The following is a 23,194-nucleotide window of genomic DNA, read 5'->3' as shown; positions in this document are numbered from 1 at the left end:
TCAGATCCGTCAGATCAATCAGATCCATGCGCGCACCGGCAGGAAGTCGCTGTAAAGGCGCGCTTCCGGCGTGCCCGCCTGCGGCTGCCAGTCGTAGCGCCAGGTTGCGCCCGGCGGCATCGACATGAGGATCGATTCGGTGCGCCCGCCGCTTTGCAGGCCGAAGTGCGTGCCGCGATCCCACACGAGGTTGAACTCGACGTAACGGCCGCGCCGGTACGCCTGGAATTCGCGCTCGGCTTCGCCGTAGGGCGTCGCGCGGCGCTTTTCGATGATCGGCAGATATGCCTTCAGGAAGCCGTCGCCGACGCTGCGCAGCATCGCAAAAGCTTCGTCGAAGCCGCCTTCGGCGTAGTCGTCGAAGAAGATGCCGCCGACGCCGCGTGCCTCGTTGCGATGCTTGAGGAAGAAATACTCGTCGCACCACTGCTTGAAGCGCGGGTAGAGCGCGTCGCCGTAAGGCGCGAGCGCGTCGCGGCAGACGCGGTGGAAGTGCCGCGCGTCTTCCTCGAAGCCGTAGTAGGGCGTGAGATCCATGCCGCCGCCGAACCAGAACACCGGCGCTTCGCCCACTTTCGTCGCCATCAGCAGGCGCACGTTCATGTGCACGGTCGGGCAGTACGGATTGCGCGGATGCAGCACGAGCGAGACGCCCATCGCCTCGAAGCCGCGGCCGTTGAGTTCGGGGCGCGCCGCCGTCGCCGAGGGCGGCAGGGCGTCGCCCTGGACGTCCGAGAAGCCGATGCCGCCGCGCTCGAAGAACTGGCCGTTTTCGAGGATGCGCGTGCAGCCACCGCCGCGCAGCTTTTCGCCGGGCGCGCGCTGCCATGCGTCGGTCGCGAAGGGCGTGCCGTCGAAGCTGCCGAGCGCGTCGGCGATGCGCGTCTGCAGGCCGGAGAGCCAGCTGCGCACTGCAATGCTGTCATGCGTCGCGCCCTCGGGCGCGACGCCGGATTGAATCGTTTCGGTCATCGATGAAGGGGCGCTGGAGGCTTGAAGCCGGCGCGGCGCCAGGATTGCTTTCGGATTCGGAGTGCAGACCGCGCGCGGCGCGGTTTTGTCGGACCATGCGTGCTTCTGGAGCACAAAGACGCTTTTACAGCATCGATCCCGTTCAAGTTTACGCCGATCTGCGCGGTTGCGGCCCCGCGAGCGGTGCTCCGGCAGCCTGGCTGGGGCCGGATCGTGCGCGCGAGTCCGCGGGGTGCTGACTGCCAGGTCAGCCAAACCGCGCGGCGTGCCCATGCGTCCTGCTGCTTTCGCTGCTCAACCGCCGTTCGCGGGCAGCAGCGGCAAGCCGCATGGGCACACCGCGAGCCGGGCGCTTGCCCACGGCCTCGGCCACGAGCGAGCACCCGGACAACGCTTTACTGCTTGCGTCCCGCGGCGCGGTAGCCGATGTCGTGGCGATACTGCATGCCGTCGAACGAGATGCGGTTCACCGTTTCATACGCGACGTTCTGCGCGCTGCGCACCGAATCGGCCAGACCGACCACGCACAGCACGCGGCCGCCCGAGGTCACCAGCTTGCCGTCGACGAACTGCGTGCCCGCATGGAACGTGACCGAATCGGCCGTTTCCGCCGGGATGTCGCTGATGCGATCGCCCTTGCGCGGCGTTTCCGGGTAGTTGTGCGCGGCCAGCACGACGCCCAGCGCCGTGCGGCGGTCCCATTCCAGTTCGACCTGATCGAGCGTCCCGGCGATGGCGTGCTCGAACACCTTCGAGAAGTCGCCCTTCAGGCGCGCCATGATCGGCTGCGTTTCCGGGTCGCCCATGCGGCAGTTGAATTCGAGCGTCTTCGGGTTGCCTTGCGCGTCGATCATCAGACCGGCGTACAGGAAGCCCGTGAAGCGGATGCCTTCCTTCTCCATGCCCGCCACGGTCGGCAGGATGATTTCGCGCATCACGCGTGCGTGCAACTGCGGCGTGACGATGGGCGCGGGCGAGTACGCGCCCATGCCGCCCGTATTCGGGCCCTGATCGCCGTCCTGCAAACGCTTGTGGTCCTGGCTCGAAGCCAGCGCCAGCACGTGCTTGCCGTCCACCATGACGATGAAGCTCGCTTCCTCGCCCGCGAGGAATTCCTCGATCACGACCCGCGCGCCGGCGTCGCCGAGCTTGTTGTCGGCCAGCATCGAATCGATCGCCTGATGCGCTTCTTCCAGCGACATCGCCACGACCACGCCCTTGCCGGCGGCCAGACCGTCGGCCTTGATGACAATCGGCGCGCCGTGCTGATCGACGTAGGCGTGGGCGGCCGTCGCGTCGGAGAAGGTCTCGTAGGCGGCGGTCGGGATGTTATGGCGCTTCATGAACGCCTTGGCGAAATCCTTCGAGCTTTCGAGCTGCGCGGCTTCCTTCGTCGGGCCGAACACCTTGAGGCCGCGCGAACGGAACACGTTGACGATGCCCGCGGCGAGCGGCGCTTCCGGGCCGACCACGGTGAAGGCCACCTGCTCGCGTTCGGCGAAATCGGCCAGCTCGTTGATGTCCGTGATGTCGACGTTGGCAAGCCGCTCGTCCTGCGCGGTGCCGCCGTTGCCCGGTGCGACGTAGACGAGCTGGACGCGCGGCGCCTGCGCGAGCTTCCACGCCAGTGCATGTTCGCGGCCGCCAGAACCGACGACGAGTAACTTCATGAGAATCCCCGAAAGACCTGAACCAGAAACAGTTGCGGCTGGCGCACGATGCGCCAGCCGTGAAAAGCGTGGGGGCGCGCGGCTGCGTGATACGAGACGCGCGCCGCGCCGATGCCGTTATTCGTCGGCGATCGACGCGTTGGTGTAGACCTCCTGGACGTCGTCCAGGTTTTCGAGCGCGTCCAGCAGCTTCTGCATCTTCACGGCGTCGTCACCCGTGAATTCCACTTCCGTCTGCGGCTTCATGGTGACTTCGGCCATTTCCGCCTTGAAACCGGCGGCTTCGAGCGCGTCCTTGACCTTCTGGAAGTCGTTCGGGGGGCAGACCACTTCGATGCTGCCGTCTTCGCTCGTCACGACGTCGTCGGCGCCCGCTTCGAGCGCGGCGTCCATCAGCGTGTCTTCGGGCGTGCCCGGTGCGAACACGAACTGGCCGATGTGATCGAACATGAACGACACCGAGCCGTCCGTGCCCATGTTGCCGCCGAACTTCGAGAAGGCGTGGCGCACTTCCGCGACCGTGCGGGTGCGGTTGTCGGTCATGGTGTCGACGATCACCGCCGCGCCGCCGATGCCGTAGCCTTCGTAGCGGATTTCTTCGTAGTTCGCGCCGTCGACGCCGCCCACGCCGCGCTGGATCGCGCGGTTGATGTTGTCCTTGGGCATGTTGGCGTCATAGGCCTTGTCGACCGCCAGACGCAGACGCGGGTTGGAGTCGATTTCGCCCCCGCCCATGCGCGCCGCCACCTGGATTTCCTTGATGAGCCGCGTCCAGATCTTGCCGCGCTTCGCGTCAGCAGCCGCCTTCTTGTGCTTGATGTTGGCCCATTTCGAATGACCCGCCATACCTTTCTCCGTCGCACGCTCGTTGCGTGCATGGTGCAATTGTCGTTGCTGCAGTGCCGAAGCCGCAGTGCTCAAGTCACGATGACAGGGCGCGGCACGGTGCGCGTCTTGCGCGCCATGCGGCCTCAATGTCTTCGAGTGTCTGTCCGCCTGGAGCCGGTGCGCCGCGCGTTGCGCTGGCGCTACACGTGCCGTCCGGGTCGCGTCGTGGCGCGGGAGGGCGGTGCTGCCGCCCGCTCGTGGCGCTGTTGCATTCGCGCCTCGCGGGACCTGGGGGCGTTGGCCCGGCAGGGCCGCCGCGCGAGGCGCGCTGCTGTCCTCAGCCGTCGCGACCGTCCTGCGACCCGCCCGAGACCATCAGGTGGACCTGAATTTTATCACGCCGCACCTGCGCGGCTGCGGCCGTTCCGGAGATTGCGCGCCAATCGGCGCCAGACCGTGCGGGCCGGGGCCGGCGGCCCCGGCAACCTCAGTTCTTGGTGCCGAACAGGCGGTCGCCCGCGTCGCCCAGGCCCGGGATGATGTAGGCGTGCCCGTCCAGATGCGAGTCGAGCGAAGCCACATAGAGCTTGACGTCCGGATGCGCGGTCTGGAAAACCTCCACGCCTTCTGGCGCGGCCACCAGCGCGAGGAACAGGATGCGCTCGCCGGGCACGCCGCGGCGCTTGAGTACGTCGATCGCGTGCGCGGCCGAGTAGCCCGTCGCGACCATCGGATCGCACAGGATGAAGGTGCGGTCTTCCAGATCGGGCAGGCGCACGAGGTATTCGACCGGGCGATGGTCGTCGGCGCGATACACGCCGATATGGCCCACGCGTGCCGACGGCACCAGTTCCAGCAGACCGTCGGACATGCCCACGCCCGCGCGCAGCACCGGCACGATGGCGAGCTTCTTGCCCGCGATCACCGGCGCGTCGACCTCGACGAGCGGCGTCTGCACGCGGCGCGACGCGACCGGCAGGTCGCGCGTGATTTCGTAGCCCATCAGCAGCGTGATCTCGCGCAGCAGCTCGCGGAAAGTGCGCGTGGACGTGTCCTTGTCGCGCATATGGGTGAGCTTGTGCTGGATCAGCGGGTGGTCGAGGATGAAAAGATTCGGAAAACGGCTGTCCTGTTTCATGGCGGGGCGCACGAGGCTGCAAGAGAAATCGGGGGATTCGATCGGGGCCCGCGCCGCGCGGCAGGCGCCCGGACGGACTGTCCGGGGCGGCTCGCGGCAGCGCTGGGCCGCGCTACAGGCGCAAGTATACGGGAAGCGGGCATGAACCGATCCACGAACTGTTGCGCTGTCGCGCGCCCACGCGCTTTGGCCGATTCTTCTAGAATCGCAAAATTCGTAGAGGCCGGGTGCCGCACCGTCGGCTCCCGCTTCTTACTCCGTTATCTCGTTCCGTTATCGAACGCCGTTACCCCACTTAAGCAAGCGACGAGGAAATCACCATGGACATGGGCATTGCAGGACGCACCGCGCTGGTGTGTGCGGCCAGCAAGGGATTGGGGCGCGGTTGCGCCGAGGCGCTCGCCGCCGAAGGCGTCAACGTGACGATCGTCGCGCGCACGCAAAGCACCCTTGAGGAAACCGCCGCGCAGATCCGCGCGGCCACGGGCGTCGAGGTCAAGGCCGTGGCGTGCGACATCACCACGGAAGCGGGGCGCGCCGCGGCGCTGGCCGCGTGCCCGTCGCCGGACATCCTCGTCAACAATGCGGGCGGCCCGCCGCCGGGCGACTTCCGCACTTTTACGCGCGAACAGTGGCTGGCCGCGCTCGACGCCAATATGCTCACGCCGATCGCCCTGATCCAGGCGACCATCGACGACATGATCGCGCGCGGCTTCGGGCGCATCGTCAACATCACGAGTTCGTCGGTGAAGGCGCCCATCGACGTGCTGGGCCTGTCGAACGGCGCGCGCTCGGGGCTCACGGGCTTTGTCGCGGGCGTGGCGCGCCAGGTGGCGAGCACGGGCGTGACGATCAACAGCCTGCTGCCGGGCCTGTTCGATACCGATCGCATCAAGACCACCATGGTCGCGCAGGCCGGCAAGAGCGATCTGTCGCTGGACGAAGTGCGCGCGCGCCGCATGAAGTCGATCCCGGCTGGGCGCTTCGGCACGCCGGACGAATTCGGCCGCGCCTGCGCGTTCCTGTGCAGCGTCCACGCGGGCTATATCACGGGACAGAACTGGCTCATCGACGGCGGCGCCTATCCAGGCACCTTCTGACGTGCCAGGATGTGCGCGATTTATCCGCGTCATTTCATTTAACCGAAGCCAGGAGCCGAACCCATGCCCACCCGCGTCGCACTGATCGCGCACGACCACAAGAAAGACGACATCGTCAGGCTCGCCGGCGAATACGTCGAGACGCTGCGCTGCTGCGAACTGCTCGCGACCGGCACGACCGGCGGGCGCATCGCCGCCGCGCACGGTCTGAACGTCGAGCGCCTGCTGTCCGGCCCGCACGGCGGCGACCTGCAGATCGGCGCGCGCCTCGCCGAAGGTAACGTCGATGTGGTGATTTTCCTGCGTGACCCCATGACGCCGCAGCCGCACGAACCCGACATCAACGCGCTCGTGCGCGCCTGCGACGTGCATGACGTGCCGTGCGCGACCAATATCTCGACGGCGCGCATGATTCTCGATGCGCTCACGCTGCGGATGAAAGATGTGATCTGAGTCGCCTTTGCGAGCGTTGCGAGCGCCGCGCTCGCGGGCGCAGACGAACCTCTGACTGTGGAAGAGACATAATGACCAAGGCAATCCGATACGAGCGAACCGGCGGCCCCGAAGTAATGAAGTGGGTCGATGTCGAAGTGGGCGAGCCGGGCGAGGGCGAAATCCGCGTGAAGCAGAGCGCGTGCGGCCTGAATTACATCGACGTGTATTTCCGCTCCGGGCTGTATCCGCAGCCTTTGCCCGCGGGGCTGGGCATGGAAGCGGCGGGCGAAGTGGTGGCCGTCGGCGCGGGCGTGACGAGCGTGAAAGTGGGCGAGCGCGTGGCCTATGTCGCCCGTCCGCCGGGTGCCTACGCGCAGGAGCGCGTATTGCGCGCGGACCAGGCGATACGCCTGCCCGATGCGATCAGCGACGAGCAGGCCGCATCGGGCATGCTTCAGGGCCTCACCGCGCAGTATCTGCTGCGCCGCACGTACCGGGTGAAGCCGGGCGACACGATCCTGATCCAGGCGGCCGCGGGCGGCGTGGGCCTGATCGTGTGCCAGTGGGCCAAGGCGCTGGGCGCGACCGTGATCGGCACGGTCGGCTCGGACGAAAAAGCCGAAGTCGCCCGCGCGCACGGCTGCGATCATCCGATCGTCTATACGCGCGAGGACTTCAAGGCGCGCGTGCGCGAGATCACGAACGGCGCGGGCGTGCCGGTGGTGTACGACTCGATCGGCCGCGACACGTATGTGAAGTCGCTCGACTGCCTCGCGCCGCTGGGCATGTTCGTGAGCTTTGGCAATGCGTCGGGGCCATTGCCGCCGATCGAATCGCAGGAGTTTGCTTCGCGCGGCTCGCTGTTCTTCACGCGCCCGACGCTGTTCTCGTACATCGCCAAACGCAGCGATTACGAAGCGATGTCGGCTGAACTGTTCGAGGTGATTGCATCGGGCAAGGTGAAGACGTCGATCAACCAGCGCTATGCGCTGCAGGACGTGGGCCAGGCGCACGCCGATCTCGAAGCGCGGCGCACGACTGGATCGACGATTCTGACTCCGTAAAGACTCGCGCGATTGCCGAACGCGGTAGACGAAAACCAGGAAAGCGCGCATGGCTCCCATGCGCGCTTTTTTATGATCCAAAGAGCTTGCAAAAACTTTCGGCAGGAAAGGGTGTGGCCTTGAAATAGGGCAAGTTCTTACCAAAGTGCGCCTGAATTCTCATAAACGGTAACGCCACGAAATTAATCGTAATGTTTAATCGAGCGTGGGCGGCGCGCCGTCACGAAGGGTAATACATGTAATTTCAACCGAAAGCCGATCCAAAAGATGGCTCCCTACACTGCCTCGCAATTCTGCGGCAGTGCCGCTTACAAATCGGAATCGGGGCCTTTCTTTCATGTCGATTATCGCTGCGCCTTCTGCTCCCGAATCCCTTCCTCCCACAGGCGCGCAAACTCCCCAGCCGACTGACGAATCGATCGCGCTCGCGCAGGCACACTCGATCATTCGGACTACGATGCAAGTCGAGGCGCTGGCGATCGAGCGGCAGACCTTGTCGCAAAGCGGCAATACCGTTTTTCGTGTCGATCTGGCCGACGCCCGGACCGTGGTTCTGCGCATGAGCCCGCTGCGCGGCGCGTTCGCGTACACCGCGCACAATCTGGGCGCGCTGTGTGATATCGGCGTGCCGGTGCAAACAGTGCTGGGGTCGGGCGCCCTCTCGTCGGGCGGCTCGTTTGTCGTGATGAGCTGGCTGCCGGGGCGCGATCTCACCTTCGAATTGCCGCTGATGCAGGCCGCGGAGGCCGCCGCGCTCGCCGATACGGTCGCAACCTGCCAGCAGCGTGTGGCGGCGCTGCCGCCGGGGCAGGGTTTCGGCTGGGCGCCGATCGGGCGGCCGGCCCTGGGCGCGAGTTGGAGCGATATGTTCGGGCGGCCGGTCGAAGAACCGCTGGACGAACCGCCCACGCCGCTGAACCGGCTGCGATCCCGTCTACGCGGCTTGCGCCGCGAACTGGAACCGTACTTCCAGTCGGTCCAGTCTGTCTGCTTTCTTGACGACGTGACGACAAAAAACGTGATCGTCGATAAGGGCAAATTGAGCGGCCTGATCGACCTCGACTTCGTGTGCTATGGCGACCCGCTGCTCGCGGTGGGCAATACGCTTGCCCAGTTGGCGGTGCAGGAGGGCGGCGCCGCGCGCATCTATGGCGAGGCGCTCGTCGAGCGCTGGCAACCGGAAGGCGAGGCGCGTCGCGCGATGTATTTTTACAGCGCATTGTGGCTGACGACGGCGATCGTCGCGGCCGATGCAATAGGCGATGCCGCGCGGGCGAGCGCGCTTGGCCCCATCGTCCACGGCCTGCTCGACGCGAGCGGCGCGTAGTTTCGCCCGCCTTCTCCCCGCGCGTGCCCTTGAATCGCACGCTGTTTACGCGTTTTTTATACGCCCACCCCAAGCTTTGATCCGGAATTAACGCGATAAACCGTACCTTACCGCCATCCATCAACGGAGAACACGACAATGGATGTGCTGTATATCGGGGGGCTGGCGGTCTTCGCCGCGCTCACTTACGCGTTGATCGCCGGCTGCGGGAAGCTCATGCAGTACCGTCGCGTCGATCAGAACGCCACGGGAGCGCGCTCATGACCTGGATTTTCTGGCTGTCGGGGGCCGCGACGCTGTTGCTGTTCGTCTATCTCGTCCATGCGCTGCTGCGCGCGGAGGATATCGAATGAACGCCAACAATCTGTTGCAGACGGGTATTTTCCTCGTCGTTCTGCTTGCGCTGGCGGTACCGGTCGCGGGCTACATCACGCGCGTGCTGGATGGGCGCTCGCGTATCGTGCGCCTGTTCGCGCCGGTGGAGAATCTGCTGTACCGCATCGCCGGCGTCGATCCGAACACCGAGATGAACTGGAAGCGCTATGCGCTCGCCACCATCTCGTTCAACGTGCTCGGCGTGGGCTTTCTCTACGTGCTGCTGCGCGTGCAGGGCTGGCTGCCCGGCAACCCGCAGGCATTCAGCGCGATGACGCCGGACGGCGCGTTCAACACCGCCGTGAGCTTCGTCACCAACACCAACTGGCAGGACTACTCGCCCGAGCAAACCGTGAGCTATCTCACGCAGATGCTCGGCCTGACCGTGCAGAACTTTCTCTCGGCGGCGACGGGCATTGTGGTGGTGATCGCGCTGATTCGCGGTTTCGCGCGCCATTCGGTGCAAACCATCGGCAACTTCTGGGTCGATCTCACGCGCACGACGCTATACATCCTCGTGCCGATGTCGGCGCTCGTCGCGGCGCTGTTGATGAGCCAGGGCATGATCCAGAACTTCAAGTCGTATCAGGACGTGCCGACGCTGCAGACCACCACCTACGCGGCGCCCAAGCTCGACGCCCAGGGCAATGCCATCAAGGATGCGAAGGGCAATCCCGTCACCGTCGATACGAAAGTGACGACGCAGACGCTCGCGATGGGCCCGGTCGCTTCGCAGGAAGCGATCAAGATGCTCGGCACCAATGGCGGCGGCTTCTTCAACGCGAACTCGGCGCATCCGTACGAGAACCCGACGCCGTTTTCGAACACCGTCGAAATGTTGGCGATCCTGATCATTCCGGCGGCGCTGTGCCTCGTGTTCGGCAACGTCGTGGGCGACCGCAGGCAAGGCGTGGCGGTGCTCGCGGTGATGACGATTGCGTTTGCCGTGGCGGTGGGCGTGGAACTGTCGGCGGAGCAGGCCGGCAATCCGATGCTCGCGACGCTCAACGTCGATCAGCACGCCAGCGCCTTGCAGGCCGGCGGCAATATGGAAGGCAAGGAAACGCGCTTTGGCATCGCGCAAACGGGCATCTTCGTCGTGACGACCACGGCGGCTTCGTGCGGTGCGGTGAACGCGATGCACGATTCGCTCACGCCGATCGGCGGCCTCGTGCCGATGCTCTTCATCCAGTTGGGCGAAGTGATCTTCGGCGGGGTGGGCTCTGGGCTGTACGGCATGCTGGTGTTCGCGCTGCTCGCGGTGTTCGTCGCCGGTCTGATGATCGGGCGCACGCCGGAATACGTGGGCAAGAAGATCGAATCGTTCGAAATGAAGATGGTGTCGATCGTGATTCTGCTCACGCCGCTGCTGGTGCTGCTCGGCACCTCGATTGCGGTGCTTTCCGATGCGGGCAAGGCCGGCATCGCCAATCCAGGCGCGCACGGCTTCTCCGAAATCCTCTACGCGTTCAGCTCCGCCGCCAACAACAACGGCAGCGCGTTCGCGGGCCTGTCCGTCAACACGCCGTTCTACAACTGGCTGCTGGGCATTGCGATGTGGTTCGGCCGCTTCGGCACCATCGTGCCGGTGCTCGCCATCGCGGGTTCGCTTGCGAGCAAGAAGCGCATCGCCGTGACGGGCGGCACGCTGCCCACGCACGGACCGCTGTTCGTCGTGCTGCTGCTCGGCTGCGTGCTGCTGGTGGGCGCGCTCACCTATGTGCCGGCGCTCGCGCTCGGTCCGGGTGTCGAGCATCTGATCATGCTCGGCGTGCATTGAACGGGGACACCATCAAATGACACAACATAGTGCAACACGGTCCATGTTCGATCCGGCGCTCTTGCGTCCGGCCATCGTGGATTCGTTCAGGAAACTCAAGCCGCGCACCCAGTTGCGCAACCCGGTGATGTTCTGCGTCTACGTGGGCAGCGTGCTCACGACGATCCTCTGGATCGCGGCGCTGATGGGCCAGGCCGAAGCGCCCGCAGGCTTCATTCTCGCGGTCGCGCTGTGGCTGTGGTTCACGGTGCTGTTCGCGAACTTCGCGGAAGCGCTCGCGGAAGGCCGCTCGAAGGCGCAGGCCGCATCGCTGCGCCAGGCCAAGCGCGACGTGATGGCCAAGAAGCTCAACGAGCCGCATCCGAAGGCGCCGATCCGCATCACCACCGCCACCGACCTGCGCAAAGGCGACGTGGTGCTGGTCGAAACCGGCGACGTGATCCCCGCCGATGGCGAAGTCATCGAAGGTGTCGCCTCGGTCGACGAATCGGCCATCACGGGCGAATCCGCGCCGGTGATCCGCGAGTCGGGCGGCGACTTCTCGTCCGTCACGGGCGGCACGCGCGTGCTGTCCGACTGGATCGTCGTGCGCGTGACGGCCAATCCGGGCGAAGCCTTCCTCGACCGCATGATTGCGATGGTCGAAGGCGCCAAGCGCCAGAAAACGCCCAACGAGATCGCGCTGACGATCCTGCTGGTCGCGCTGTCGATCGTGCTGCTGCTCGCCACGGCCACGCTGTTGCCGTTCTCGATGTTCTCCGTCGAAGCCGCGAAGATGGGGCACGTGGTCACGATCACGGCGCTCACCGCGCTGCTCGTGTGCCTGATTCCGACCACCATCGGCGGGCTGCTTTCGGCGATCGGCGTGGCGGGCATGAGCCGCATGATGCAGGCCAACGTGATCGCCACCTCGGGCCGCGCCGTGGAAGCGGCCGGCGACGTGGACGTGCTGCTGCTCGACAAGACCGGCACGATCACGCTGGGCAACCGTCAGGCATCGGCGTTCGTGGCCGCGCCCGGCGTCAACGAGGAAGCGCTCGCCGATTGCGCGCAACTCGCGTCGCTCGCCGACGAAACGCCGGAAGGCCGCAGCATCGTCGTGCTCGCCAAGCAGCGCTTCAACATTCGCCAGCGCGACATGGCTGCGCTGCACGCCGTCTTTCTCGCCTTCAGCGCGCAGACGCGCATGAGCGGCGTGGACATGCCGGGCCGCGAGATCCGCAAGGGCGCCGCCGACGCCGTGAAGCACTACGTCGAGCAGCATGGCGGCCGCTTCCCGGCCGAAGTGAGCGCGGCGGTCGATGAAGTCGCGCGGCGCGGCAGCACGCCGCTCGTGGTCGCGGAGCGTCATGGCGAAGGCGACGACGCACAGGCGCGCGTGCTGGGCGTGATCGAGTTGAAGGATGTGGTGAAGGGCGGCATCAAGGAGCGTTTTGCCGAACTGCGCAAGATGGGCATCAAGACCGTGATGGTGACGGGCGACAACCGCCTGACCGCCGCCGCGATCGCCGCCGAAGCGGGCGTGGACGATTTCCTCGCGCAGGCGACGCCGGAAACCAAGCTCGCGACCATCCGCGAACATCAGGCGCAGGGCAAGCTCGTGGCGATGACGGGCGACGGCACCAACGACGCCCCGGCGCTCGCGCAGGCCGACGTCGCGGTGGCCATGAACACGGGCACCCAGGCCGCGAAGGAAGCGGGCAACATGGTCGATCTCGATTCAAATCCGACCAAGCTCATCGAGATCGTCGAGATCGGCAAGCAGATGCTGATGACGCGCGGCTCGCTCACGACATTCTCGATCGCCAACGACGTCGCCAAGTATTTCGCGATCATTCCGGCGGCGTTTGCTTCGACGTATCCGCAACTGCGGGTGCTCGACGTCATGCATCTGACGTCGCCGGCGTCGGCGATTCTCTCGGCGGTGATTTTCAACGCGCTCATCATCGTGATGCTGATTCCGCTCGCGCTCAAGGGCGTGAAGTATCGGCCGCTCGGCGCCGCGACGCTGCTGCGCCGCAATCTGCTGGTCTACGGCCTCGGCGGCATTCTCCTGCCGTTCCCGTGCATCAAGCTGATCGACATGGTGCTGGCCGCGTTCGGCTGGGTTTGAGGCTCGTGCTACCCGCGCCACTATTTAGACAGGAATGCATATGAAAGCGCAGTTTCGTCCTCTGATCGTGCTGTTCGCCGTGCTCGCGGCGATCACCGGTCTCGTCTATCCCGCCGTGATGACGGCGTTCGGCCAGGCGGTGTTCCATCGCCAGGTCAACGGCAGTCTCTTGCAGGTGAACGACAAGGTGGTGGGCAGCGAGTTGATCGGCCAGCAGTTCGATGCGCCCCAGTACTTCTGGGGGCGTCTGTCGGCCACCTCGCCGATGCCGTACAACGCGCAAAGCTCGGGCGGCTCGAACCTCGGCCCGACCAACCCGGCGCTCGCCGATGAAGTCAAAGGCCGCATCGACGCGCTCAAGGCCGCCGGCACCGATGTCTCGCAGCCGATTCCCGCCGATCTCGTGACCTCGTCGGCCAGCGGTCTCGATCCGGAGATAACGCCCGCCGCCGCCGCGTATCAGGTCGCACGCGTGGCGAAGGCGCGCAATATCAGCGTGAACGACGTACAGGCGCTGGTGGACCGTTACACGAAGGGGCGGCAGTTCGGCCTCTTCGGCGAGCCGCGCGTGAACGTGCTGGAGCTGAATCTCGCGCTCGACGGCAAGGACGCGAGTTGAGCGTTTCGGTTTGACCTGAACGCACCGCGCGCCGTGTGAGCGGCGTGCGGTTTGCCGTTTGCACGCTGTTTGCCAACAAGAGTGTTACGGTGAGACGATCATCGTCTGCGCCGCGACACCCGACCCGAACACGACACTATTCGCCCACGCCGCATGAACCGCCCCGATCCCGACGAACTCCTCGACCGCCTGCAGCGCGAGGAAGAAAAACGCCGCCGCGGCAAGCTGAAGATTTTCTTCGGCGCCTCGGCGGGCGTCGGCAAGACCTATGCGATGTTGCAGGCCGCGCGCCGCCGCGCCGAAGAAGGCGTGGACGTGGTGGTCGGCATCGTCGAAACCCACGGGCGCAGCGAGACCGCCGCGCTCACCAATGGTCTCGACGTGCTGCCGCGACTGCGTCTTGCCTATCGCGGACGCATGCTCGATGAATTCGATCTCGACGCCACGCTCGCGCGCAAGCCGCAACTCGTGCTGGTGGACGAGCTGGCCCATTCGAACGTGCCTGGCGCGCGCCACCTGAAGCGCTGGCAGGACGTGTACGAACTGCTTGACGCGGGCATCGACGTCTATACGACCGTCAACGTCCAGCATCTGGAAAGCCTCAACGACGTGGTGGGGCAGATCACCGGCATCCGCGTGTGGGAGACGGTGCCCGACCGCGTGTTCGATGGCGCCGATGAAGTCACGCTGGTCGACCTGCCCGCCGAGGAACTGCTCGACCGTATGCGCGACGGCAAGGTCTATCTGCCCGCCCAGGCCGAGCGCGCGGTGCGCAACTTCTTCCGCAAGGGCAATCTGATCGCGCTGCGCGAACTGGCGCTGCGCCGCACCGCCGATCGCGTCGATGCGCAGATGCACGAGTACCGCGCCGACCGCTCGATCCAGCATGTCTGGCAGGCGCGCGAGCGGTTGCTGCTGTGCCTCGGCCCCGGCCCCGAGGCGAGCGCGCTGGTGCGCGCGGCGGCGCGTCTGGCGGCGAGCCTCAAGGCCGACTGGATCGCCGTCTATGTCGAAACGCCCAGGCTTCAGCGCCTGCCCGATGCGATCCGCGAGCGCACGCTCGGCGCGCTCAAGCTCGCGGCGGAACTGGGCGCGGAAACGGCGACGCTGGCCGGTGAGGACGCCGCCGTCACGCTCGCGGGCTATGCACGGCTGCGCAATGTGTCGAAGCTGATCGCGGGCGCGTCGCTGCGCACAGGCTTTTCGCGCTGGTTCAGGCGACCGTTCGGCGAGCGTCTTGCAGAGAAAACCGGCGACGCCGATCTGACGCTCGTGCGCGCGAGCGGTAACGAAATCGATCGGCTGAATACTCGCGCAAGCGTCGACAGCGGATCGGCCGCCGCGCGCGCGGCCAATGCCTGGCGCGCCGCGATCGGGCAGGGTGGGGCGCCCGGCAATGGCCGTTCGCCGCCGCGCGCCTATGCAGCGGCGATGGTGATCTGCGCCTGCATCACCTTGCTTGCCAACCAGTTGAACGACCGCATTGCACTCGCCAATCTGGTGATGCTCTATCTGCTCGGCGTGATCTTCACGGCGACGAAGCTCGGGCGCGGGCCGGGCGTGCTGCTCTCGTTCGCGAGCGTGGCTGCTTACGACTTCTTCTTCGTGCCGCCGCGCCTGTCGTTTTCGGTGAGCGACACGCAATATCTGCTCACCTTCGTCGGCATGTTGCTGACATCGCTCGTCATCAGCCATCTCACGTCGAGCCTGCGCCGCGAGGCGAGCGTCGCGCAGCGCCGCGAACAGCGCACGGGCGCGATGTACGCGATGGCGCGCGAACTGGCGGCGGCGCTGGCGACCGAGCAGATCGTCGCGATCGGCAGCCGCCATGTGAGCGAGGTGTTCGGCGCGCGCGCGGCGATCCTGTTGCCCGATAGCGCCGACAAGGTCCAGCAGAAGATCGAAGACCCCGATCCGCAGATCATGCTCGATGCGTCGAGCCTCGACATCGATGTGGGGCAGTGGGTCTACGACCAGCAAAAGCCCGCTGGCCACGGCACCGATACCTTGCCCGCGGCGGTGGCGCGCTACCTGCCGCTCAAGGCGCCGATGCGCACGCGCGGCGTGCTGGCCGTGGTCACGCGCGACGCGCGCGAATTGCAGGTGCCGGAGCAGCAGCGCATGCTCGATGCCTTCGCCGCGCAGATCGCGCTCGCGCTCGAACGCGTGCATTACGTGGAGATCGCGCGCGACGCGCTCGTCAACATGGAGTCCGAACGGTTGCGCAATTCCCTGCTTTCGGCGATCTCGCACGATCTGCGCACGCCGCTCACGACGATCGTCGGCTTTTCGTCGATGCTCGCGCAGACGCACGAGCCGAGCACCGGCGCGCACGATCCGCAGAACGCGCGCGAGGGCGAACTGATCGAGGCGATTCACGACGAGGCGCTGCGCATGACCGGCATCGTCACGAATCTGCTCGACATGGCGCGGCTGCAGGCGGGCAGTCTCAAGCTCAACCGCCAGTGGACGCTGCTGGAGGAAACCGTCGGCGCGGCGCTGGCGGCGTGCCGACGCGTGCTGGCGCGCCATCCGGTGCAGGTGAAGCTCGAAGAGGATTTGCCGCTGCTGCAGCTCGACGCCGTGCTGATGGAGCGGCTGTTCTCGAATCTGCTGGAAAACGCCGCGAAGTACACGCCGCCCGATACGCCCTTGACCATCGCCGCGCGCCGCGTGGAGCAGGGCGGCCAGCCCTTCGTGCGCGTGAGTATCGACGATCACGGCCCGGGTTTGCCGCCCGGCATGGGCGAGCGCGTGTTCGAGAAGTTCACGCGCGGCGAGAAGGAATCGGCCAAGCCCGGCATCGGCCTGGGACTCGCGATCTGCCGCGCGATCGTCGAGGCGCACGGCGGTACAATCGGCGCGGCCAATCGCGTGGACGGCGTGGACGCCGACGGTCGTGTCGCGGGCGCGTCGTTCTGGTTCGCGCTGCCGGTGGAAGAGCCGCCGCCGTTGCCGGCCGACGGGCATGACGACAGCGTGGAAGATCACGCGGAAGATCCGCACGACTTGCCCACCAAACCTCTTCTCGATTCGAATGCCGCCCATGAGTGACCCGAGCCTTTCCGTTGTGCTGATCGAAGACGAGAAGCAGATCCGCCGCTTCGTGCGCGCCTCGCTGGAAGGCGAGGGCATCGCCGTCCATGACGCCGAAACCGGCAAGCAGGGGCTGGTGGAAGCGGCCACGCGCAAGCCCGATCTCGTCATCGTCGATCTGGGGCTGCCCGACACGGACGGCCTCGACGTGATCCGCGAGCTGCGCGGCTGGAGCGATCTGCCGGTGATCGTGCTGTCCGCGCGCACCCAGGAGAGCGAAAAAGTCGCCGCGCTCGACGCGGGCGCCGACGATTACCTGACCAAGCCGTTTGGCGTGTCCGAACTGCTCGCGCGCATCCGCGCCCATCTGCGCCGACGCAACCGGGGCGGCGCGAACGAGGAGCCGCAGGTGAGCTTCGGCGCGGTGATCGTCGATCTGGGACTGCGCCAGGTGACGCGCGAGGGCGCGCCCGTGCACCTCACGCCGATCGAGTACCGGCTGCTGGCCACGCTCGTGCGCGACGCAGGCCGCGTGCTGACGCACCGCCAGTTGCTGCGCGAGGTCTGGGGACCGTCGCATGTGGAAAGCAGCCACTATCTGCGCATCTATATGGCCCATTTGCGCCAGAAGCTGGAACGCGATCCCGCCCAGCCCGAGCACATCATCACCGAGACGGGCGTGGGTTATCGGCTCGTCGGGGTGCAGTGAGGCAGCCCGCAAGCCCGGTCTGACCAGTTTTGCTATACTTACAGAAGCGTAAGGACGACCTTGCGCTTCTTTTTTTTCGGGGACGGCCCCATTTTTCTCGTGGAGCGTTCCTGATGCCCTGGCTCTATCTCCTCATTGCCGGCCTGCTCGAAGTGGCATGGGCCACCGGTCTGAAATCTTCCGAAGGATTCTCGCGGCTCTGGCCGTCGGTGTTTACCGTCGTGACGGCGCTGGGCAGTTTCTGGCTGCTCGCGCTCGCCATGCGCCAGTTGCCGCTGGGCACCGCCTATGCGGTCTGGACCGGTATCGGCGCGGTGGGCGCGTTCGTGCTCGGCATCGTCGTGATGGGCGAAGCCGTGAGCGTGGCCCGCGTACTCAGCGCCTTGCTGATCGTTGCGGGTCTGATCGGTCTCAAGCTGTCGTCGGCTGCGTGAATTCGCCGCGCGAATAACGGCGCGGACGCTCAAGCAGACATCGCGCGCCGTTATGCGCCGCTGCGCGATGCGGTGCGCATTTTCGTGCGATTTATTGCGCGCCAGGCGTGGCGCGGGCGCAGCAGAACGTCAAAACCGCGCTGCGGCGGCGCAGCGTGCGTGGCTATAATGAGATGGTCACCACCCGATAACACCCAAGCGCCGCAGACGCCGCGAGCGCCGCCGTCTTTTTGTCCCCCGGTTTTTTCAGCTCCGCCGGACGAATCTGGACGCCGCGCTACGCCCGTTTCGTGGGGAACGGCGCCGCGCGGGCCTCGCGCGAGGAGGCAGTCATGCTGGAACCCTTATCTCTCGCCGCGGGCCTGTCCTGGGGCAGCGGCCTGCGCCTCTACCTCACGGTCCTGATGGCCGGCGTGATGCAGCGCCTGGGCGTCATTCATCTTCCCGATACGCTCGCGATCCTGTCCTCGCCCTGGGTGATCGGCGTCGCCGCCGCGCTCACCGTGCTCGAATTTCTCGCCGATAAAATCCCCGCGCTCGATTCGCTGTGGGATGCCGTGCACACCTTCATCCGCATTCCCGCAGGCGCCGTGCTGGCGGCTGGCGCGCTCGGCCACGCCGATCCGGCCGTGCTGACGATCGCCGCGCTCGCGGGCGGCACGCTCGCGGGCACGGCGCATCTGGCCAAAGCGGGCACGCGCGCGCTCATCAATCTGTCGCCCGAGCCGGTGTCGAACGTCGTCACCTCCAGCGCCGAGGACGGCATGACCTTCGTTGGCGTCCTGCTCGCGTTTTTTGTTCCGCTGCTCTTTCTCGTGATGCTGATCGCCTTCCTGCTGGTCGCGACGTGGGCGTTGCCGCGTTTGTGGCGCGGCGTGCAGGGCGGCTTTCGCGGCATGGCCACGCATATGGTCACGCGTTTCTCGCTGCGGAGCCGTCACGATTGAACGGCGCTAATCCTTCCCCGTCTGATTCCTCTTCCGCTGCGGCGGTGTCCGGCCGCGCATCCCCTGCGTCCCCCGCGTCCCTGAACTGGCCCGATCTCGTGCGGCTTGCCGCGCGCATGAGCGCACGCGACTGGCGCGCGGGCGAGCTGACCATGCTGCTGCTTGCGCTCGTGCTGGCCGTGGCGGCGCTCGCCAGCGTGGGCTTTCTCGCCGATCGTCTGCAGCGCGGGCTGGAACGCGACGCGCGCCGCATGATCGCCGCCGATTTCATCGTGCGCGCCGATCATCCGCTCGACCCGATGTTCGCGCGCGAGGCGCAATCGCTTGCCCTGCGCACCGCGACCACGGCGATTTTCCCTAGCATGGTGAGCGTGCCTGCCGCGACGTCCGACGGCCAAACGCCCGCGCGCCTGGCCGCCGTCAAATCGGTTTCGGCGGGCTACCCGTTGCGCGGCGCGCTGCGTATCGCCTCCGCACCCGGCGCGCCCGACCGCGAAGCGCAGGGCATTCCGCCGCCTGGCACCGTCTGGGTGGACGACGAACTGCTCGACGCGCTCAAGCTCCGCGTAGGCGATACGGTCAAGGTCGGCACGCGCAGCCTGACCGTGGGCGCGATCATCACGCGCGAGCTGGATCGCGGCTTTTCCTTCGTCAACTTCTCGCCGCGCCTGATGCTCAACGCGGCCGATCTGCCCTCGACGGGCCTCACGGGCTACGGCAGCCGCGTGACCTACCGCCTGCTGGTGGCGGGCGCCGATCCCGCCGTCAAGCAGTTCGCCGCGTGGGCGAGGGCCAGCCTCGATGGCGGCAAGATGCGCGGCGTCGGTCTCGAATCGCTCAGCGACGGCCAGCCGCAGGTGCGTCAGACGCTCGAACGCGCGCGTCACTTTCTCACGCTGGTGTCGCTCCTGACCGCGCTGCTTGCGGCGGTGGCGATCGCGATGGCCGCGCACCGCTACACGCGCCGCCATCTGGACACCTGTGCGGCGATGCGCTGCCTCGGCGCGAGCCAGCGCACGCTGCGCTCGATCTTCGTGCTGGAATTCGCGGGCTTAGGACTGGTGGGCGGGGCGATTGGCGTGGCGCTCGGCTACGCGGGGCATCTCGCGCTGCTCGCCTGGCTGGGCACGCTGATCGACGTGGCGCTGCCGTATCCCGGCCCGCTGCCCGCGCTCGAAGGCGTGGCGGCTGGACTGGTGCTGCTGCTCGGCTTCGCGCTGCCGCCGCTCCTGCCGCTCACGCGCGTGCCGCCGGTGCGCGTGCTGCGCCGCGAATGGGGCGACGAGAGCCGCACCGCCTGGGCGGCCTATGCCGTCGGGATTGCGCTGTTCGCGGGGCTGCTGGTGCTGGCGGCGGGCGAACTGAAGCTCGGCGGCATCGTCGCGGGCGGTTTTGCGCTCGGCCTGCTGGTGTTCGCGGCCATCGCGCGGCTGGCGCTGTGGGGCGCGGCGCGCGTGGCGCGCAGTCAGCGCAACGGGCTCGATTCGCGTGCGGGCGTGGGCTGGCGCTATGCGCTGGCGTCGCTCGAACGGCGGCCCGGCGCGAGCGCGCTGCAGATCACGTCGCTGGCCATCGGCCTGATGTGTCTGCTGCTGATCGCGATGACGCGCAACGACCTGATCGACGGCTGGCGCAAGTCCACGCCGCCCGACGCACCGAATGAATTCCTCATCGACATCCAGCCCGCGCAGCGCGACGCCGTGGCCGCGTGGCTGGGCGCGCACGGCATCGCGAACCCGGATCTGGAGCCGATGGTGCGCGGCCGCCTCACGTCGATCAACGGCAAACCCGTGAATCCCGATCAGTACAAGAGCGAGGATGCGCGGCGTCTGGTCGATCGCGAGTTCAATCTCTCGTACACCACGCAATTGCCGGACGACAACCGCATTGAGGCCGGTGCCTGGTACGGCGACGCGAGCACGCCGCAACTGTCGATCGAGCAGGGACTCGCGAAGATCCTGAAGGTCAAGCCCGGCGATGTGCTGACCTTCGACGTGACCGGGCTGGAAGTGAGCGCGCCCGTGACGAGCGTGCGCAAGCTCGACTGGGGTTCGTTCAAGGTCAACTTTTTCGTGCTGATGCCGCCGGCGCTCCTGCACGATTTCCCGGCCACGTTTATCACGAGTTTTCATCTGCCCGAGTCGCAGCGCGCCGTGGTTGACGGGCTGGTTGCGCAGTATCCGAACGTCACCGCCATCGACGTCGGCCCGATCCTCGCGCAGATCCAGCGCATGCTGGAGCAGGTGATCGGCGCGGTGCAGTTCCTGTTTCTCTTCACGCTCGCGGCGGGCGTGCTGGTGCTGTACGCGGCGCTCGCGGGCACGCGCGACGAGCGCATGCGCGAGTCGGCGCTGCTGCGCGCGCTGGGCGCGTCGCACGCGCAGGTGCGCTCGGTGCAGATCGCCGAGTTCGTCGCGGTCGGAGCGCTCGCGGGCCTGATGGCGGCGGTGGGCGCGCAGATCGTCGGCTCGGTGCTGGCGACGCGCGTGTTCGAGTTCTATCTTCCGTTCGATCCGTGGCTCGTGCCGGCGGGCATCGCGGCGGGCGTGGCGTGCGCGGGCGTGGGCGGCTGGATCAGCCTGCGGCACGTGCTCGCGCGGCCCGCGCTGCAGTCGCTGCGGGATGCCTGAGGCCGGCTTGACCCGTGGCGGCCGGGGCGCGCGCCGCTATGCGAAAATGTGTGTTTGCCCGGCGGTGTTCTGACGCTCAAGCGCGCCGCCGTCCCCGTTTTTCGCATCGATTCCACTGTATGACCGATCCAGCCGACGAAGCGCCGCAGCAGCCCACGGCCTTCGAACTCGTCGGCGGCGAGGCGCGCGTGCGCGAGCTCGTCGACCGTTTCTATGACCTGATGGACCTCGAACCCGAGTTCTCGGGCATCCGCGCGCTCCATCCGCCCACGCTCGACGGCTCGCGCGACAAGACCTTCTGGTTCCTGTGCGGCTGGATGGGCGGCCCGGACCATTACATCTCGCGTTTCGGTCATCCGCGCCTGCGCGCGCGGCATCTGCCGTTCGCGATCGCCTCGTCGGAGCGCGATCAGTGGCTGCGCTGCATGGCGTGGGCGATGGAGGACATCGGCCTCGCCGAGCCGCTGCGCGAGCGCCTGCTGCATTCGTTCTTCGAGACCGCCGACTGGATGCGCAACCGTCCAGGCTGATCGGGGACCGCATGGCGACTGGCCCGGTGCGTGTGCCGGTACAGTCCGGCCACGGGTAATTCGGGCTGTATTTTGCGACTGCGGACGCGTCGCGATAATGGAACCTCGTGCCTCGCACCCGATGCACCCGAAAACAAGGAGACAGCCCCATGACGATCGCGACGCCTACACGCACCCGCGCGCTTTTTCGAGAAGACGCTTATCTGACGCACTGCGACGCCACCGTGCTCGCCGTGAGCGAAGAGGGCGTGCAGCTCGACCAGACGGTGTTCTATCCGTTGGGCGGCGGCCAGGCGGGCGACACCGGGGCGCTCGTGCTCGCGGACGGCTCCCGCATCCAGATCGCCGATACCCGCAAGGCCAGATTCGAAGGCGCGACGCCCGACGACGCGCTGCATCTTCCCGCGCCCGGCCAGGAAGCGCTGCTTGCGCGCCTGGCGGCGGGCGAGCGCGTGCGCGCGGAAATCGACTGGACGCGCCGCCATCGGCATATGCGTTTGCATACGGCCAGCCATCTGATGTGCGCGGTGCTTCCTTACGCCGTGGACGGCTGCAGCATCACGGCCGATTACGCGCGCCTCGACTTCGCCACGGTCGAGCCGATCGAGCGCGAACACGTGGAGGCGCGTCTGGCCGCACTGGTCGCGGGCGCCCATGCGGTGACGACCGAATGGATCACCGACGAAGACATGGCGCAACGCCCCGAACTCGTGCGCACGATGAGCGTGAAGCCGCCGCTGGGACTGGGGCGCGTGCGGTTGTTGCGCATCGACGGTGTGGATCTGCAGCCCTGCGGCGGCACGCATGTGCAGAACACGCGCGAGATCGGCGGGTTGCGCGTGGCGAAGCTGGAAAAGAAAAGCGCGCGCACGCGTCGGCTCGTGCTGGAACTCGTGGAATGAGTGGGGCGCTGCGTGCCCGCGAGGTTCTCGACTTCTGGTTCGGCGCGCCGGGATCGGCGGAATACGGCCGCGCACGCAAGATGTGGTTCAGGAAGGACGCGGCGTTCGATGCGTTGTTGCGCGAGCGTTTTGGTGCGCTACTCGACGCCGCGTGCGCCGGAGAACTCGACGCGTGGTGCGCGACGCCTGAAGGGGCGCTTGCGCTCGTGATCGTGCTCGACCAGTTTTCGCGCAACTGCCATCGCGGCACGCCGCGCGCATTCGCCGCCGATGACAAGGCACTCGCCATTGCCCGCGCCATGGTGGCAAGCGGCGACGATCTGCGCCTGCCAGGCGTCGAGCATCGCGCCTTTGCCTATCTGCCGTTCGAACATGCGGAAACCGCCGAGGCGCAGCGCGAGTCGCTGCGGCTGTTCGGCGAGCTTGCGAAGGACCCGCAGGCGAAGGGCTACTACGATTACGCGGTGCGTCACGCCGACGTCATTGCGCGCTTTGGCCGCTTTCCGCATCGCAATGCGCAACTGGGCCGCGAGAGCACGCAAGCCGAAGCCGCCTTTTTAAGCCAGCCCGGCTCGCGCTTCTAGC

General features: G+C 66.8%; 21 protein-coding genes. 17 read left to right on the top strand and 4 right to left on the bottom strand.

Annotated features, from left to right (window positions below):
• Positions 1-18 precede the first annotated feature (18 nt).
• From hemF to upp, 4 genes are all read right to left on the bottom strand, one after another.
• Complete coding sequence (gene hemF / locus B0G62_RS00415; RefSeq protein WP_103701472.1) at positions 19-972, bottom strand: oxygen-dependent coproporphyrinogen oxidase; 954 nt, start codon at positions 970-972, stop codon at positions 19-21.
• Between the two features lie 395 nt (positions 973-1,367).
• Positions 1,368-2,642 (bottom strand): phosphoribosylamine--glycine ligase, encoded by a 1,275-nt coding sequence (gene purD / locus B0G62_RS00410; protein ID WP_103701470.1) that lies wholly within the window; start codon positions 2,640-2,642, stop codon positions 1,368-1,370.
• A gap of 117 nt (positions 2,643-2,759) precedes the next feature.
• On the bottom strand, positions 2,760-3,488 hold the full coding sequence (locus tag B0G62_RS00405) for a YebC/PmpR family DNA-binding transcriptional regulator (RefSeq protein ID WP_103701468.1): 729 nt from the start codon (positions 3,486-3,488) through the stop codon (positions 2,760-2,762).
• 469 nt (positions 3,489-3,957) lie between these two features.
• A complete protein-coding gene (upp, locus tag B0G62_RS00400; RefSeq protein ID WP_103701466.1) occupies positions 3,958-4,608 on the bottom strand; it encodes a uracil phosphoribosyltransferase in 651 nt (216 codons plus the stop codon).
• 320 nt (positions 4,609-4,928) lie between these two features.
• Here upp and B0G62_RS00395 point away from each other — a divergent pair, with 320 nt between their 5' ends.
• The 17 genes from B0G62_RS00395 (at position 4,929) to B0G62_RS00315 (ending at position 23,193) form a co-directional block, all read left to right on the top strand.
• Positions 4,929-5,708: an SDR family oxidoreductase gene (locus B0G62_RS00395; RefSeq protein WP_103701464.1), complete on the top strand. Its 780-nt coding sequence runs from the start codon at positions 4,929-4,931 to the stop codon at positions 5,706-5,708.
• A gap of 63 nt (positions 5,709-5,771) precedes the next feature.
• On the top strand, positions 5,772-6,161 hold the full coding sequence (locus B0G62_RS00390) for a methylglyoxal synthase (protein WP_103701462.1): 390 nt from the start codon (positions 5,772-5,774) through the stop codon (positions 6,159-6,161).
• 71 nt (positions 6,162-6,232) lie between these two features.
• Positions 6,233-7,207 carry a quinone oxidoreductase family protein gene (locus B0G62_RS00385; RefSeq protein ID WP_103701460.1) on the top strand — a complete coding sequence of 325 codons (975 nt, stop codon included), beginning with the start codon at positions 6,233-6,235 and terminating at the stop codon, positions 7,205-7,207.
• A 457-nt stretch (positions 7,208-7,664) separates the two neighbouring features.
• Positions 7,665-8,534, top strand: a complete 870-nt coding sequence (locus B0G62_RS00380; protein WP_167401162.1) for a phosphotransferase family protein — start codon at positions 7,665-7,667, stop codon at positions 8,532-8,534.
• A gap of 138 nt (positions 8,535-8,672) precedes the next feature.
• Positions 8,673-8,798, top strand: a complete 126-nt coding sequence (locus tag B0G62_RS00375) for a potassium ABC transporter ATPase (protein ID WP_103701455.1) — start codon at positions 8,673-8,675, stop codon at positions 8,796-8,798.
• The gene (kdpF, locus tag B0G62_RS00370) at positions 8,795-8,887 is read left to right on the top strand and encodes a K(+)-transporting ATPase subunit F (protein ID WP_027819619.1); all 93 of its coding nucleotides are present in this window, start codon (positions 8,795-8,797) and stop codon (positions 8,885-8,887) included. The genes B0G62_RS00375 and kdpF overlap by 4 nt, the downstream gene beginning before the upstream one ends.
• Positions 8,884-10,689: a potassium-transporting ATPase subunit KdpA gene (kdpA, locus tag B0G62_RS00365; RefSeq protein ID WP_103701453.1), complete on the top strand. Its 1,806-nt coding sequence runs from the start codon at positions 8,884-8,886 to the stop codon at positions 10,687-10,689. The genes kdpF and kdpA overlap by 4 nt, the downstream gene beginning before the upstream one ends.
• A 16-nt stretch (positions 10,690-10,705) precedes the next feature.
• Positions 10,706-12,802 carry a potassium-transporting ATPase subunit KdpB gene (gene kdpB / locus B0G62_RS00360; RefSeq protein ID WP_103701451.1) on the top strand — a complete coding sequence of 699 codons (2,097 nt, stop codon included), beginning with the start codon at positions 10,706-10,708 and terminating at the stop codon, positions 12,800-12,802.
• Between the two features lie 40 nt (positions 12,803-12,842).
• Positions 12,843-13,421 carry a potassium-transporting ATPase subunit KdpC gene (gene kdpC / locus B0G62_RS00355; protein ID WP_103701449.1) on the top strand — a complete coding sequence of 193 codons (579 nt, stop codon included), beginning with the start codon at positions 12,843-12,845 and terminating at the stop codon, positions 13,419-13,421.
• Positions 13,422-13,574: 153 nt separating this feature from the next.
• Positions 13,575-16,475, top strand: a complete 2,901-nt coding sequence (locus tag B0G62_RS00350) for a sensor histidine kinase (RefSeq protein WP_103701447.1) — start codon at positions 13,575-13,577, stop codon at positions 16,473-16,475.
• Entirely contained in the window at positions 16,468-17,166 is a 699-nt protein-coding gene (gene kdpE, locus B0G62_RS00345) for a two-component system response regulator KdpE (RefSeq protein WP_103702833.1), read from the top strand. Before B0G62_RS00350 ends, kdpE begins: the two co-directional genes overlap by 8 nt.
• Before the next feature lie 113 nt (positions 17,167-17,279).
• Complete coding sequence (sugE, locus tag B0G62_RS00340; protein WP_103701445.1) at positions 17,280-17,600, top strand: quaternary ammonium compound efflux SMR transporter SugE; 321 nt, start codon at positions 17,280-17,282, stop codon at positions 17,598-17,600.
• Positions 17,601-17,932: 332 nt separating this feature from the next.
• On the top strand, positions 17,933-18,547 hold the full coding sequence (locus B0G62_RS00335; RefSeq protein WP_103701443.1) for a DUF4126 domain-containing protein: 615 nt from the start codon (positions 17,933-17,935) through the stop codon (positions 18,545-18,547).
• Positions 18,548-18,663: 116 nt separating this feature from the next.
• A complete protein-coding gene (locus B0G62_RS00330) occupies positions 18,664-21,177 on the top strand; it encodes an ABC transporter permease (protein ID WP_103701441.1) in 2,514 nt (837 codons plus the stop codon).
• A gap of 119 nt (positions 21,178-21,296) precedes the next feature.
• Entirely contained in the window at positions 21,297-21,707 is a 411-nt protein-coding gene (locus tag B0G62_RS00325) for a group II truncated hemoglobin (protein ID WP_103701439.1), read from the top strand.
• Between the two features lie 149 nt (positions 21,708-21,856).
• Entirely contained in the window at positions 21,857-22,609 is a 753-nt protein-coding gene (locus tag B0G62_RS00320; RefSeq protein ID WP_103701437.1) for an alanyl-tRNA editing protein, read from the top strand.
• Complete coding sequence (locus B0G62_RS00315) at positions 22,606-23,193, top strand: DUF924 family protein (protein WP_103701435.1); 588 nt, start codon at positions 22,606-22,608, stop codon at positions 23,191-23,193. Before B0G62_RS00320 ends, B0G62_RS00315 begins: the two co-directional genes overlap by 4 nt.
• Position 23,194 lies beyond the last annotated feature (1 nt).

The sequence above is a fragment of the Paraburkholderia eburnea genome (assembly GCF_002917095.1).
GTDB classification, from domain to species: domain Bacteria; phylum Pseudomonadota; class Gammaproteobacteria; order Burkholderiales; family Burkholderiaceae; genus Paraburkholderia; species Paraburkholderia eburnea.
The sequence above is the reverse complement of the archived record's forward strand: the minus strand, read 5'-3'. Positions and strand labels throughout refer to the sequence as shown.